The sequence below is a fragment of the Clostridium beijerinckii HUN142 genome (assembly GCF_000621745.1).
Lineage (GTDB): Bacteria > Bacillota > Clostridia > Clostridiales > Clostridiaceae > Clostridium > Clostridium beijerinckii_A.
Window position 1 is genome coordinate 62,103 of record NZ_KK211336.1, and the last position, 14,340, is coordinate 76,442.

A 14,340-nucleotide genomic window follows, 5' to 3' on the forward strand; every position below is an offset into this window, starting at 1 on the left:
TAAAGTAATAAAAATGCCAATGTATCGTATTTCGTAAAGATTTATGCGGCATTATATAATTATGAAAAAAGTGGTGATACAAATAAAATTATTGATAGAATTATAATAAATATAACAGTAGCCCAAGAAACAATATTTTGAGTCTTGTTATTAACATATTTACCCATTATGCGTTTATCATTAATCAAAATTATCATAAATGTTAATATTATAGGAGATAGCAAACCAGCAATTTGCTGTGATGCAAGTATAATTTGAATAAGTGATATTCCTGGGAGTAGTATAAATAATGCTCCCAATACAATTATTCCTGTATATATTCCAAAGAAAGCTGGAGCGTCTTTATAATCATTATCTACACCACTTTCCCAGCCAAAAGCCTCACATATGGCATAAGATGTAGAAAGTGGAATAACTGCTGTAGCAAGAACTGAAGCACCAAAAAGTCCAGCGCCAAAAAGTGTAAAAGCAGCTTCACCAGCAAGCGGCTTTAAAGAAATTGCAGCTTCTTCTGCACTGGTTATAGTTATTCCAGCTTTATAAAGTGTTACGGCTGTACATACAATTATGAAAAATGCTACTGCATTACCCCAAAAAGCTCCTAAATATACATCAAGTTTTTCATATTTATAATCTGATATACTAATTTTTTTATCTACTATGGACGATTGGAGGTAAAACTGCATATAAGGAGTAATTGTTGTACCAATCATTCCTATAAAGGTAAGAAGAAAACCTGTATTTAATTCAAGGGTAGGAGTTACCATTGATTTCATTACGTGTCCCCAATCTGGTTTAGTCAAAATTGCAGATACAATATAAGTAAAAAACACAAATGTAAATAATAAGAAGATATTTTCAACTTTCTTATATGAACCTTTAGTAACTAGAAACCAAATCATTATAGAAACAACAGGTATTGAAATATATTTACTTACATTAAACAGCTCTAAACTTGCAGCAATACCTGCAAAGTCACCGAAAACAACACCCATATTTGCAATTAATAGAATAGTCATCGCAAAAAAAGTAAGCTTAACTCCAAATTTTTCTCTAATTAAATCAGATAAACCTTTTCCAGTTACAACAGCCATCCTTGCATTCATTTCCTGTATTACCGCAAGGCTGAATGTGATCAAAAGCAGTCCCCATAACATTTTATATCCATATGACGCACCTACTGAAGCGTAAGTTGTAATTCCTCCAGCATCATTTCCTGCATTTACAGTAATTAGCCCAGGGCCGATAATAGTCATAATAAAAAGTAGCTTTTTAAATCTACCTGATAATACCTTTTTCATAGTACAACCCTCCTCAATTGTGAATATTCATGAATACTGTCATTTAAAGATACTACACCAACTAGATTATTATCCTCATCAATAACAGGAATACAAACGAGATTATATTTATGCATTATGCTAATTGCATCATCTATTTCATCTGTATCTCTTAAGCTTTGAGGTCTAGTAGCCATAATATTATAAAGTTTGGTGTTTTTATCTGATGTTATTAATGAAAATGGAGCGATAACTCCAATAAGGTTATTCTTATCATTTGTAATATATATATAATAACTTTCCTCATCACTAGGAGTGTTAACTTTAATCCATGATATAACATCACTCACAGTAGCATCAGGCAAGAAGGTTAAAAAATCTTTTGACATAATGCTTCCTACGGTCTCTTCATCATACTCCATAAGTTCTCTGATTTCATCTTGGCTTTCTTCATCCATATGTGTTAATAGCTTTTCAACTCTATCTTCGTCCATTTCTTCCAAAATGTCAGCTATTTCATCAGATGGCATAACTTCAAATATATCTGATGCTTTTTCATCGGACATAGATTTTAATAAATTTAATTGGACATCAGTTTCTATTTCTTCTAGAACTTCAGCAGCTTTTTGATTATTTAAGCTTTGGAATAAAATATCCCTGCTTTTACTATCGAGATCTTCTATTATATCTGCTATCTCTGCTGCATGTAAGGTTTCTATTTTGCTTGCTGGCATTTGAAGCTGTAGATTGTTAACTCCAGTAGACAAAGTCTGTACATCATCCCATATAATCAACTTATTTCTTAATCTATATCTTAAGGCTTCTGTTAATATAATAAAAGGATATTCTACACCAAGACGCCTAAGTAATCCTCTAGTTCCTATATCAACGGCAACAAGCTGCCATTTAGAATGTATATTTCCGAGCCTTACATCATTGACACGCTCTACTTTTTTACCGTTTATATCAACTATCTGTTTATCTAAGAAATCTCTTACTAAAAAAATGTCATCTTCACTAGGAAATTTTATTATAAGACTTTCGCTATTAATTTTAATATGATACTTTTCTTTTTCGTCCTTGAATATATCTAACGAATCAGCAGATAGATAAAAAGATTTTTTCCAATTTGTAATTTGTATATATACTACAGTAGGCTTTTCTTGACTAAAATCAAGAATAAGATCATTTAATTTGCCAATTATCTGGCCAGAAATATTATGAATTTCTTTATGGATAATTTTACTTACAAAGAAATTTGTTAGTTTTTCCATGTTTTTCACCCTCTCAATTTAGGGCACAAAAAGTGCATCCAATTAATGCCCTAAAAATATTATTGCTTGAATTTAAATAAAAATGTATATTACAACTTTCCGTATCATGGTCATCCACTGGATACACCTCCTTTAAAAAATAATAAAAGCCCTCCACTATAAGTGAAGGGCTCAACAATCAAACACAACATTATACAAATATACGGAATGCGATTAGTGCAAAGTACATTTGTTGTATTAACCTTCACTCGTTGAGTTTTAGCACTATAGAGCATAGAAAACCATATGGTTTTCGGCTACATTAAGTAGAACCTTAATCCGGTAATACCTGTTGACCCATTGGCGTCTTTCGACGTTTCCGGGCAGCAGCATGTATCTATATAGGAGCCTCACCTAACAAAGTTTTTATTTAGCTTTTGTTTTCCGCCTTAATTTTACTACGACATGGTATAAGACGTCAATAGTAGAAAAAAATTTTTTATATAATATTAAGTGGGTTTTATAGTAATATTATTTTTAAAATATAATACTTGTAAAGTTTGCCAGAATTAAAGTGTATTTGGTTTGCAAAAAATTAGAATAAATTGTAATATTATTATAGTTATAATAATGTTACTAAGTTAATGAGAAGGGGAAGATTGAAATGGTAAAGAAATTAATTTTATCATCATTGATTGCTGTATCAGTAATAGGCATCATGCCAACTGCAGCTTCAGCGGTATGGAAACAAGATAAGTATAAAAATTATAGTTGGATTGAAAATGGTGTAAAGTCTAAAGGATGGAAACAAATAAATGGAGAATGGTATAACTTCGGAAAAGATGGAGTAATGGTAACACAATGGATGATGGATAATGGAAATTGGTATTATTTTTGGACAAATGGAATTATGGCGTCAAATTGTTGGATAAAGAATAATGGTTTTTGGTACTATTTTGATGGAAGTGGAAAAATGATAGATAGAAAAATTGACATTGGAGATAAACTTTATGATTTTACTGCTCCAGCTATTATAGTATCAAAAGATGCAAATGGTAATGAAGTTGTGACTAATATTACAACGAATGGTAATGTAAATAATAACACAAACATAACTGCTTCGACTGAAATTATTGCTGGTAAATAAGTCATAATAAGCAGAGATTATATAAATAGTTGTAAAGAAAAATATTAATATTGAAATAATTTAAGTTACAAATTTTTAGACGAATCATTATGAAAAATTTGTTGGTTAAAGAAAAATAACTGTTAATGACCGTAAAGTATAGAAATATTTTAGACCAGCGGAATGTAAATTTAGTAAATTAGCTTAATAAAATTAAGATTGTAATAAAGAAGTTTAATTGTTTCTTTAATATATTAAAGGAAAAGGAGAATCCTAATTAAGTAGTGATTCTCCTTTTTATATTAATTAATGTGTATGCTATTAGAGAGCATTTATGAATTTTAAAACTCTTGTGTAATAGTTTGTTAAGTGTGTTCTAAAAAGTTTAACTCATCAAAGTTTATTTTAAAATATAAGAGAATAAAAAACGAATAATTTTGTGAAAAAATTATTTGTATTATTTAGAACTTATAGTATAGTAACTTAATCCTAAATTTTATGCGTACACAAGATTTAAGCATATCTTAAAAGTAGAATAGAAAATTTTAATAATTAAGTAGTAAATGTTCAAGTTCTTCAAAATTAGAGATTTCATAATTAGGCATTATATTTGAATTATTTTCAAGTTTATTTGGATTATACCAACAGGTATCTATACCGAAATTTATTCCACCCTGTATATCAGAAGTTAAACTATCTCCAACCATTAGTACTGTATTTTTATTAGTATGATGTATATTTTTTAGAGCATGTTCAAATATTTCTGGATTGGGTTTTGATATTGATATTTCTTCGGAGATCACTACATCTTCAAAATATTTTGATATAATTGACTTTCTAATTCTATTTTCTTGTACAGATGTGAGGCCATTAGTAATTATGGAAAGTTTATAGTTTTTATTCAAACTTTTTATAAGCTCTAGGCTGCCATCAAATAAAAAGGAGCATTTAGATAAGTTTTTTATATAAGACTTAGCAAACTCAACTTCATTAAAATAAATCTTAAGTTTGTCCGCAAATCTCTTAAATCTCTCTACTTTAAGTTTTTCCTGAGTAATTAAACCGTGTTCAAATTCTTTCCATATGGCAGTATTTATATCATGGTATATTTTTAAGTGATAGTTTTCATCGTAATGGATATTAAATTCGAGTATAGTATTTTTAAAGGCCTCTCTTTCAGATTTTTTGAAATCAAATAAAGTATCGTCTGCATCAAATAATATAACTTCATACTTCATAATATGTCCTCCGTATAATTGTATTTAAGTTTGTAAAAATCAAAATATTATTTTGTTTACAATGTTATGTTAATAAAATAATATATTTATAGGAATTTGAAAATGACATAAGTCATGTTAGGAGAGTCTATGAAAAAGATTTTAGATAATAAACTTTTAAATTATTATATAAAAAAGCATAATATACAAAATATATTTGATGATGAAATAATAAAATATTTTCAGCTTCATTTCTATGAAAAAGAAGAAGATATATTGAAATCAGAAGAAACACTTGAATATTATTATCTACTTGTAGATGGAAAAATTAAAGTATTTTATCCTTTTGAGAATGGTAAATCTATGCTTTTAAAATTTTATAGAGATTTTAATACTATAGGAGATTTAGAACTTTTGAAAAATATTCCCATACTTTGTAATATTAATGCAGTAGAAGATACTTATTTGATAGGAATTCCATCAGATATATTAAGGAAGAACTATTTTGATAATACAAAATTTTTGCATCATTTAGTAGATTCTTTGAGTGAAAAACTTTATGCAACTATTAATAATAGCTCGTATAATTTTGTGTATCCACTTAATAATAGATTAGCTAGTTATTTAGTAGAACATATAATGGATGAAAGTTACATAATTTTAAATTCGTCTTATTTAGAGATTGCTGAATTTCTAGGAACAACGTACAGGCATTTAAATAGAACTCTTAAAGAATTGGAATCACAGGGAATCATAAAGTGTGAAAATAAGAAGATAAATATACTAGATATGCAAAAACTAAAGGAGCTTTCAAAAAACATTTATGTAAAATCTCTTTAATATAAATATATCAAAAAGGGATGTCTATTAAGATCTGCAAAAGTCCAACTTAATAAAGTCGGCATCGTAGTAGAACAATATATATAAATAGAAAATACTTAGAGAAATAAAAACTCTAAGTATTTCTTATTGTTAAAGATGTATAAAAGTTTCAGGTTATAAAATCGGCTTGTTTCAATATTTTAAGTAACATGAAAAGTTAAAATTCTTGCCATGAAGTAAGTATTATGTAGCTATTTTGTAATTGTATAGACAGTCAGGTTTGAAATTATTTTACAACTATTTTGCAATTTCTTTGGAAGTTATGTTATATAATGGACATGAAAGTTAAATTGAAGCATTTACTTTAAAATATAAAGTTAGTTAATTAGGGGGAAATACATAATTGAAGATAAATATTTTGATTGTAGAAGATGATGAAGCTATATCTAATTTAATACGGATAAGTGTAGGGATGGCAGGTTACGAATGCAAACAGGTATATGATGGAATGGAGGCTTTTAACTTAATTAAACAAGAGTCTTTTGATCTTGTACTTATGGATATTATGCTGCCAGGTATAGACGGATTTGAATTAATGAAGAGGATAAAAAGTTTAAATATACCGGTAATATTTCTGACTGCTAAAAATGGACTAGTTGATAAAATAACTGGCTTAAAATCTGGTGCAGAAGATTATATTGTTAAACCATTTGAAACAGTTGAATTATTAGCAAGAATTGAAATAGTCTTAAGAAGATATTCTAAAAATAATAATTGCATAGAATTTAAAAAACTAAAAATATATGAAGATGAGAGGATTATAAAAAAGGGAGATGAGACAATTGAGCTTACGTTAAAGGAATTTGAGCTCATACTTTTGCTTGTGAAAAATAAAAATATGGCATTATCCAGGGAGTATTTATTAGAAAAAATTTGGGGATATGAGTATATGGGGGAGACCAGAACAATAGATACTCATATACAAAAAATAAGAAAAAAGCTTGATCTTGCAGATAACATAAAAACTGTATATAAAATTGGATACAGGTTAGAGGAGTGAAATATATGAAGTTATGGCTTAAAATATATCTTTTTTCGTTACTATTGCTTGTATTCACTTTAAACATAGCCGGATTTATATTGATACAAAAACTTCATAATGATCTCCTAGAAAAAGAAGTTGATAAATGCCTTGCAGAACAAAAAATTGCAACTTCACAATTAAGCGTTAATTCTATATATATGCAGAAAATTTATTCAAATAATACCTATGACATAAATATATTGATTGGTACTTTAATGGATGAATATAATAGGGCTGCTAATAATGGAGCAGAACAGCATGGAGATGTAGAAATCTTGGATTCTAGGAATAATATATTATTTTCAGACATGAGATTTCCTGTTTCAAATGAAAATGAGGAACTAGAAGATCTTTCGCCAGGAAAAACTAACTATATTATTAGGACAGTAGATGGTAAACAGTATTTGTACGCTAGTAGCTTAGTTAATGTATATGACTATCCAATAAAAGTACACTATGCGAAAGATATTTCCAATATATATTCTGAAAAAATAAATCAATATGCTCTTTTTATGAAATTAGATATTTTAATCTGTTCTCTTTTTGCTATATTTATGTTTTTTATAAGCAAATTAATAACAAAACCAATAAATACATTAATAGCTTCGACTCAGAAAATATCTCTTGGTCAGTATTCAGAAAGGGTGAAAATTAAATCAAGAGATGAATTTAGCGTGCTTTCGAATAATTTTAATCTTATGGCACAGACAATAGAAGATAAAATAAACGAACTTGAAACATCTAATATTGAGAAGGAAACCTTTATAAATAATCTGACTCATGAACTCAAGACACCCTTAACTTCAATAATTGGATATGCAAATTTAATTAGAACATCAAAATATAATGAAGAGGTATTTGTTGAAGCTTCGGATTACATATATAAAGAAGGTAAAAGGCTTGAAAAGATGGCTTTTAAAATGATGGATTTAATTTATACAAAGACTCAAGAAATCGAGTTAATGCCTGAAAAAATATTTAGTATAATAAACGAGGTTAGAAGATTGCTATCTAGTAAACTTAAAGATAAAAATATAGACTTAATTATTGAAGGAAAGGATTGTTTACTAGATATAGACAAGGATTTAATTACTATGGCATTATCTAATCTAGTTGAAAATGCTATAAAAGCATCTAAAAATAATTCGAGAATATATATAAAAATATGCATTATTCAGAATAAAACTTACCTATCTGTAGTAGATTCAGGTTTGGGAATAGCTAAAGAACATTTAGATAAACTTTGGCAGCCATTTTATGTAGTTGATAAAGCTAGAAGTAGAAAAAATAATGGAGCAGGAATTGGTCTTTCTATATGTAAAAAGATAGCAGAAGTTCACAATGCAGATATTAAAATAAATAGTGATTTAGGTACAGGAACAGAAGTTACTTTAATTTTTAATAATCCTGTTACTGAAATAAATGATAAGCTTGTTAATTAAACAGTATGAATTTAACTTAGGTGAATATTTTAGAAAAGTAGTTTTAGATAGTTTGAAAGTAAAACAGCTTAAATAAAAATAGAGAGTTCAATAATGTTGATTGAGTTTATTGGTAAAGTATACGTGAATTTACAACTATTTTACAACTATAATAAACTTTTGGGACATTCAAATTTTATACTTAAAGAGTGGAGTAAGTACTTACGCACAATTAAAATAATGTATTATGGAGGGATTATTGTGCATTCTAAAAAAATAGTAGCAGTATTGTTAACAGTAGGAGTAGTAGCATCTACTTTTGCTATATTTAATCAAATTAATATGAAAGGAGCTTTTGCAGATACTATAAAACAAAATGTTGTCTACACTAAAGATGATGCCTCATCAGTATCTAAAGATGATGGAACAGGCCTAGTAATTGGTGATGAGAAGGAAGCTTATAGGCAGAAATCTTTAGATATTTTAAAAGAGTATTTTAACATATCATCAGTTGAAGAAAATGAAGATTTTAAGTTTAGTGCAGATATATTAAATGAAAAAACTTTGGATGCAATAAAGCCACTAGAAAAAAAAGATATACAAGATTCATATGATAAGAAAGAAATATCTAAGGAAGAATATGATAAGGAAATGGCTTTTGTTGAAGAAAATGATAATGGACTTAAGGATAGGGTAGCAAAATTAAAGCACGGAATGGTTCAAGCAGGATGGGTTGGAATTAATGAAGATAAATGCTATATGTTTGATTTTAATGAAAATACAAAGGAAATAGATTATGTATTGATTAGTGAAGGTTATCTTGATGAATCCCAACCTAAGTTAACAATTTCCCAAGAACAATTAAAAGATACAGCTGAAGATTTTATTAAGCAGCATAAGCTAGGGGATATAGAAAAACCTAAATGTATACTTGTAGCAGGCGAAAATGGACATCGTCTTTTTTATCAAGATGAAAATGATTCTTCTAAAAAAGTGGAGATATTTATTAATCCATATACAAGTAAGGTAGACGGTTTTTCGATAAAAGCATATGCAGATTTAGAATACAGTATAGAAATTAATGAAACTAGGCTTGGCACCAAATAGGAAAACCTTAAGCTACTAGTCCTAATTTGGAATTAATATATTCTGGAAAGTCATCAACACCAGTTTTAATGCTAGCAGGATATATAACTCTATTAGATTTAATTATTCCTATGCTGTGCTACCCGTGTACTGAAACGTGAAGCAAAATTTTTGCTAACGCATACCATGAATCAATCAGCAGATAATTAGTTTAGGTAGCCGGAGTAAATTCACCAGTGATATACTAATGATCCCATGAGTATGAGCCTAGAAACCTTGAACACGAAAAGAGAAATAGCCTATGCTAATTTCATTTGATAAATTATTATATTATCAAATGAAATTTGTACAGGCTATTTTACATTTTATATGAGATTTGCAAAGATAAATTTAAACTTTAATAAATTATTTTGATTTTGTATTATATGCATTTAAAGAATAAAGAAGAATCAACTCTAAGGGAGAAGGTTCTTCTTTATTTCACTTATAGAAAAGTAATAGAATTAAACACATTTGTTATCTAACTCTGGGTAGTATTTAACCGACCAAGATTCGATTTCCTTAATAATACTAGTAAGATCTTTTCCTTTATCAGTAAGTGAGTATTCAACCTTAGGTGGAATTTCAGCATAAACCTCTTTGCATACAAGTTCATCATTTTCTAATTCTTTAAGTTTTTCATTTAAGACTTTTTGGCTTATTCCGTTAGTCATTCGTTGAAGTTCTAGGAATCTTTTGGGTTCATCATATAAATGACATAATAAAACTGCCTTCCATTTTCCTCTTATAAAATCCATTGCAAAATCTAATAAGCACACATAACTTTTTCCGTTATAATTTACCATTCAGTTACCCGCTTTCGTTCTTTAATATTTAATAAATATCACTAGATATTAGTATAAACAACCTATCTGATAATAGCAAATCAATCAACCATAAGGCAAGATTTATATGCAATGCTTAAGAATATATCACAGTATATTGGTTATTTTATCATGGGTTTTAGCATAAATTATATATTGCGAATTATAAATCAAGACTTTTTTATAAAAAATTTATTATGGGGTTGCATGCAGTTGATTCAATAATTCTTACTAAAAAGTAAGTTACCTAACCAAAAAGTGCGTACTTGTTACTTGGATTACTGAGTTATATAATGACATCATGATTTTAAGATTATGGAGGTATGTATTATGAAAGTAGTTGCTTTTAATGGAAGTCCTAAAAAGAATGGAAATACTTACGAGGCAATAAAAGCTGTAGCAGAAGAATTAAAGAAAGAGAATATAGATGTAGAGATAGTTCATGTTGGGAATAAGGTCATACGTGGATGTATGGCTTGTGGCGGATGTGCTAGAAATATGAACGAAAAGTGTGTTATGCAAAATGATGAAGTTAACGATTGGATTCAAAAAATGAAAGAAGCTGATGGAATTATTCTAGGTTCACCTGTTCATTATTCAGCTATAGCAGGAACTATGAAATCATTTTTAGATCGTGCGTTTTATGTTACATCTGTAAATAATGGTATGCTTAGACACAAAGTAGGTGCAAGTGTTGTCGCAGTTAGAAGGTCTGGTGGAGTTCCAACATTTACTCAATTAAATAATTATCTTAATTATTCTGAGATGTTAATGCCAACATCAAATTATTGGAATGTAATTCACGGTACCGCACCAGGAGAAGCAGTGCAAGATGAAGAAGGAATGCAGATAATGAGAGTTTTAGGAAAGAACATGGCATGGTTATTAAAACTTGCTGATTCAGGGAAAGTTAATGTACAAGAAAGTAAAGGGGAAGAGAAAGTATTTACTAATTTTATAAGATAGAGTTTAATTCAATAAAATGGTATTTTAAAAGATATATATTTATAAGAATAGGATGAATCACGGTACATCCTATTCTTATTTTTTATGCATATAAAATTATTAGTTTAAACCTGTCCATAATTTATTTAAAAGAATATCATTGTAATCTTGATTATATTCCCAAAACATTGCACCACCAAGTCCTTTTGATTTTATATATTTAATTTTATAGTCAATTGATTCTTCATCCTCATAAGTGATAAATGAACTGTCATTTTTTAAGTAAGCAGCTGTTGCTTCATCATCCCAGTACCTAATCCAGCCATTTTTATTTATATAATTTTCAAGTAGATTTCCATATGAAAGATATTCATGGCCATAGTATCCATAAAAAGGAATACCTAAATTAATCTTCATAGAGGGAACACCGGCCTGCAAAAATATGTTTACTGATTCATCACAGCTAAAACCAGATCCATAGGGGGAAGAAGTTGGATAAAGATTTGCATTATGAGTATTATAACCAAAGTCATAAGTCATTAAATTTATATAATCGCAGATATTTACTATTTGATTAATTTCTACGTTATTAATGTAAAATTTATCTGCCCCAGCTGCAATACTGAGTATTTTATTCTTTCCAATTTTGTTACGTATAGATTTAAGTAAAAGCGTGAAATTTTCTTTATCTTTAGGATTACATTTAATTAGGTTACAAGAGCCGCTAACAGGATATTCCCAATCAAGGTCTATTCCATCTATGCCATAGGTATTTACAATATCCAGGCAGTTATTTGCAAAAGTACTTCGTGAAGCTTCTGAATAGGCAGCATCAGAAAAACCTTCAGCTCCCCACCCACCTATTGAAAGGATAACCATTAATTTTGGATTTTGAGATTTTAATGATACCAAATTCATTAAATTTTGATCATCGGGAATAAAAATTGAACTGTTTATAATACTTCCAAAAGCGTAATTAATATGGGTTAATTTGTTCGGATTTACATTGGTTGTAGTTCCGTGTACATATCCTACTACTTTATATTTAACAGGATTAGGAGAATAAAATGAAGTTATTCTTTTAATTTCTATCAATCCTTTCTAAATTATCATTACTTAAATATAATTATATTTAAGTATTCGCTACAGCTTTAAGATAGCCTGATATATTACTTATACTTAATAAAAATATATGCTTGAGGTTTATACATGTAACTGTAAAGTTATACAATATACTCTAAAGATAGAACAATTACTTGTATTTATCTTGAATTTTTAGTAAACTACTTAAAAATAAAATTTAAGAGAGAAGGCATTAAATGAGCACTGAATCATTATTCAAAAATTATATTAATAAACTTGAAATAATATTAGATAATATGTTTAATGCAATAATTGCACTTGATGGGAATAAGAAAATATTATTTGTTAATGAAGCGGCCAGTATCCTTTTTGACATAGATAGCAAAGATAGCTTAGGCAAGGATATTAATGAAATAATGCCGGATCCAGATATAGCATATTTTCTGTCAACTAAAAAAGAAGAAATTAAAAGACCAATAATAGCTAATGAATTAAATTTAATATTAAGCATTATACCTTTTGGAGAAAATACTAATACACAAGGATCTTTGTTAATTTTTAGTAATGTGACAAATTATGATCAGTTAATTCATAAGCTTGAGGAAGAGAGAGATAGCAAAGAAATACTAAATACTGTAATTGAAACTGCTTATGATGGAATGATTATCATTGATAAGCAGGGCATAGTTACTATGATCAGTAATGCCTATACAGAATTTTTAGGGATTAAAAGGGAGGATGCTATCGGTAGGCATGTAAATGAAGTGATAGAAAATACTAGAATGCCAATAGTATTAGAGACGGGAAAAGAAGAGGTAGCACAACTTCATAAGATAAAAGGAAGCTATATGATAGCATCAAGAATACCAATAGTAAAAAATGGAGAAATTATTGGGGTAGTAGGTAAGGTCCTATTTAGAAATGTAAAAGAATTAAATAGTCTTTATAAACGAATAAGTGTTATAGAGAAGGAATTAGCAACCTATAAATCAAAGCTTAGAGAATTTAATAAGGCAAATTATTCTCTTGAAAATATTATAGGTGAGAGTGAACCAATTGTTATGGCTAAAGCTATAGTTGAAAAAGCAGCTCACACAAGTTCAAATGTTCTTATTTTAGGAGAAAGTGGAACAGGTAAAGAAATTTTTGCACATGCAATACATTCAGAAAGTAACAGGCATGAAGGGCCATTTGTTAAGGTTAATTGTGCAGCAATTCCAAGTGATTTACTTGAATCAGAATTGTTTGGATATGAAGCTGGGGCTTTTACAGGAGCTAAAAAGGAAGGTAAGATAGGAAAATTCGAGATTGCAAATGAAGGTACTATATTTCTAGATGAGATTGGAGATATGCCTCTCCACATGCAGGTAAAACTATTAAGAGTTATTCAAGAGAGAGAAGTTGAAAAAGTTGGCGGCGTAGCTAGTAAGAAGATTAATATTAGAATAATTGCTGCAACTAATAGGAATCTTGAAAGATTAGTTGAAGAAGGTAAGTTTCGTGAAGATCTGTATTATAGACTTAATGTTGTGACAATTGAAATTCCACCTTTAAGAGAAAGGGGAAATGATATAATACTTATTTCTAATCATTTAATAAAAAAGCTTTCAGTCGATCTAGATAAGAAAGTTAAGGGAATCTCAAAGGAGGCTGAACAATATCTTAAAATCTATGAATGGAAAGGTAATGTAAGAGAATTAGAAAATATATTGGAGCGGGCTATCAATATTATGGAAAATAGTGAGATTATTCAAGTGAAAGACTTACCCAAAGAGATTACAGGCAAAAAAGTTTCAATAGTTCCTAAGAGGCTTCAAGATATTCTTGCTGAAAGTGAAAAAAATGCTATTATTCTTGCACTTAGAGCTGCAGATGGAAATAAAACTAAGGCAGCAAAAATTCTTGATATAGGACGCACTAGTTTATATGAGAAAATAGAAAAATATAAAATACAAACATAGTTGTTCGGATTAACGAACAACTACTTTTTTTATATAAAATAATTGTTCGGAAAGTCGCACGCTATGTAAATGTTTACTTAAAAAATTGTACGAAATATCGTACAAAAACTTGGTTTAATTAAGAATTTTTTATGAAATTACTTGTCTAAAAGCGCAATTTTACGTTAAATGCATACTTGAAATCTTGGCATGGATATTG

The 14,340-nt window shown here is 28.6% G+C and carries 12 protein-coding genes, 1 pseudogene and 1 riboswitch; of the genes and pseudogenes, 7 read left to right on the forward strand and 6 right to left on the reverse strand.

Translation table 11 applies throughout. From position 1 onward, the window contains the following. Window positions 1-59: 59 nt before the first annotated feature. A complete protein-coding gene (locus T483_RS0121535) occupies window positions 60-1,301 on the reverse strand; it encodes an Nramp family divalent metal transporter (protein ID WP_026888685.1) in 1,242 nt (413 codons plus the stop codon). Continuing rightward, window positions 1,298-2,554 (reverse strand): magnesium transporter, encoded by a 1,257-nt coding sequence (locus T483_RS0121540; protein WP_026888686.1) that lies wholly within the window; start codon window positions 2,552-2,554, stop codon window positions 1,298-1,300. The genes T483_RS0121535 and T483_RS0121540 overlap by 4 nt, the downstream gene beginning before the upstream one ends. Before the next feature lie 236 nt (window positions 2,555-2,790). Then, a riboswitch (M-box (ykoK) riboswitch) is annotated at window positions 2,791-2,962 on the reverse strand. Between the two features lie 235 nt (window positions 2,963-3,197). Here T483_RS0121540 and T483_RS29655 point away from each other — a divergent pair. Continuing rightward, complete coding sequence (locus T483_RS29655; protein WP_080697118.1) at window positions 3,198-3,680, forward strand: phage tail protein; 483 nt, start codon at window positions 3,198-3,200, stop codon at window positions 3,678-3,680. Window positions 3,681-4,204: 524 nt separating this feature from the next. Here T483_RS29655 and T483_RS0121555 read toward each other — a convergent pair. Continuing rightward, entirely contained in the window at window positions 4,205-4,897 is a 693-nt protein-coding gene (locus tag T483_RS0121555) for a YjjG family noncanonical pyrimidine nucleotidase (RefSeq protein WP_026888687.1), read from the reverse strand. Window positions 4,898-5,026: 129 nt separating this feature from the next. Between T483_RS0121555 and T483_RS0121560 the strand changes: the two genes are divergently transcribed. From T483_RS0121560 to T483_RS0121575, 4 genes are all read left to right on the forward strand, one after another. Next, window positions 5,027-5,716 carry a Crp/Fnr family transcriptional regulator gene (locus T483_RS0121560; protein WP_026888688.1) on the forward strand — a complete coding sequence of 230 codons (690 nt, stop codon included), beginning with the start codon at window positions 5,027-5,029 and terminating at the stop codon, window positions 5,714-5,716. A gap of 385 nt (window positions 5,717-6,101) precedes the next feature. Next, entirely contained in the window at window positions 6,102-6,758 is a 657-nt protein-coding gene (locus tag T483_RS0121565; RefSeq protein ID WP_026888689.1) for a response regulator transcription factor, read from the forward strand. A 5-nt stretch (window positions 6,759-6,763) separates the two neighbouring features. Beyond that, on the forward strand, window positions 6,764-8,224 hold the full coding sequence (locus T483_RS0121570; RefSeq protein WP_026888690.1) for a sensor histidine kinase: 1,461 nt from the start codon (window positions 6,764-6,766) through the stop codon (window positions 8,222-8,224). 240 nt (window positions 8,225-8,464) lie between these two features. After that, window positions 8,465-9,310 (forward strand): hypothetical protein, encoded by an 846-nt coding sequence (locus tag T483_RS0121575; protein WP_026888691.1) that lies wholly within the window; start codon window positions 8,465-8,467, stop codon window positions 9,308-9,310. A 28-nt stretch (window positions 9,311-9,338) separates the two neighbouring features. Here the strand turns inward: T483_RS0121575 and T483_RS32265 are convergent. Beyond that, a pseudogene (locus tag T483_RS32265) lies at window positions 9,339-9,530 on the reverse strand (IS701 family transposase); the annotation flags it as partial. Between the two features lie 262 nt (window positions 9,531-9,792). Next, the gene (locus tag T483_RS0121580; RefSeq protein ID WP_026888692.1) at window positions 9,793-10,134 is read right to left on the reverse strand and encodes a winged helix-turn-helix transcriptional regulator; all 342 of its coding nucleotides are present in this window, start codon (window positions 10,132-10,134) and stop codon (window positions 9,793-9,795) included. Between the two features lie 348 nt (window positions 10,135-10,482). Here T483_RS0121580 and T483_RS0121585 point away from each other — a divergent pair, with 348 nt between their 5' ends. Next, the gene (locus T483_RS0121585; RefSeq protein ID WP_026888693.1) at window positions 10,483-11,118 is read left to right on the forward strand and encodes a flavodoxin family protein; all 636 of its coding nucleotides are present in this window, start codon (window positions 10,483-10,485) and stop codon (window positions 11,116-11,118) included. Window positions 11,119-11,217: 99 nt separating this feature from the next. Here T483_RS0121585 and T483_RS0121590 read toward each other — a convergent pair whose 3' ends face one another. Further along, entirely contained in the window at window positions 11,218-12,192 is a 975-nt protein-coding gene (locus T483_RS0121590; RefSeq protein WP_242841906.1) for a glycoside hydrolase family 18 protein, read from the reverse strand. 224 nt (window positions 12,193-12,416) lie between these two features. On the opposite strand from T483_RS0121590, the gene T483_RS0121595 reads away from it, so the two are divergent. Continuing rightward, the gene (locus T483_RS0121595) at window positions 12,417-14,141 is read left to right on the forward strand and encodes a sigma-54-dependent Fis family transcriptional regulator (RefSeq protein ID WP_026888695.1); all 1,725 of its coding nucleotides are present in this window, start codon (window positions 12,417-12,419) and stop codon (window positions 14,139-14,141) included. Window positions 14,142-14,340: the final 199 nt, after the last annotated feature.

Coding starts and splice junctions, on each gene's coding strand:
- T483_RS0121595 (WP_026888695.1), top strand. CDS start 12,417: ATGAGCACTGAATCATTATTCAAAAATTATATTAATAAACTTGAAATA.
- T483_RS0121535 (WP_026888685.1), bottom strand. CDS start 1,301: ATGAAAAAGGTATTATCAGGTAGATTTAAAAAGCTACTTTTTATTATG.
- T483_RS0121560 (WP_026888688.1), top strand. CDS start 5,027: ATGAAAAAGATTTTAGATAATAAACTTTTAAATTATTATATAAAAAAG.
- T483_RS0121540 (WP_026888686.1), bottom strand. CDS start 2,554: ATGGAAAAACTAACAAATTTCTTTGTAAGTAAAATTATCCATAAAGAA.
- T483_RS0121580 (WP_026888692.1), bottom strand. CDS start 10,134: ATGGTAAATTATAACGGAAAAAGTTATGTGTGCTTATTAGATTTTGCA.
- T483_RS0121555 (WP_026888687.1), bottom strand. CDS start 4,897: ATGAAGTATGAAGTTATATTATTTGATGCAGACGATACTTTATTTGAT.
- T483_RS0121585 (WP_026888693.1), top strand. CDS start 10,483: ATGAAAGTAGTTGCTTTTAATGGAAGTCCTAAAAAGAATGGAAATACT.
- T483_RS29655 (WP_080697118.1), top strand. CDS start 3,198: ATGGTAAAGAAATTAATTTTATCATCATTGATTGCTGTATCAGTAATA.
- T483_RS0121570 (WP_026888690.1), top strand. CDS start 6,764: ATGAAGTTATGGCTTAAAATATATCTTTTTTCGTTACTATTGCTTGTA.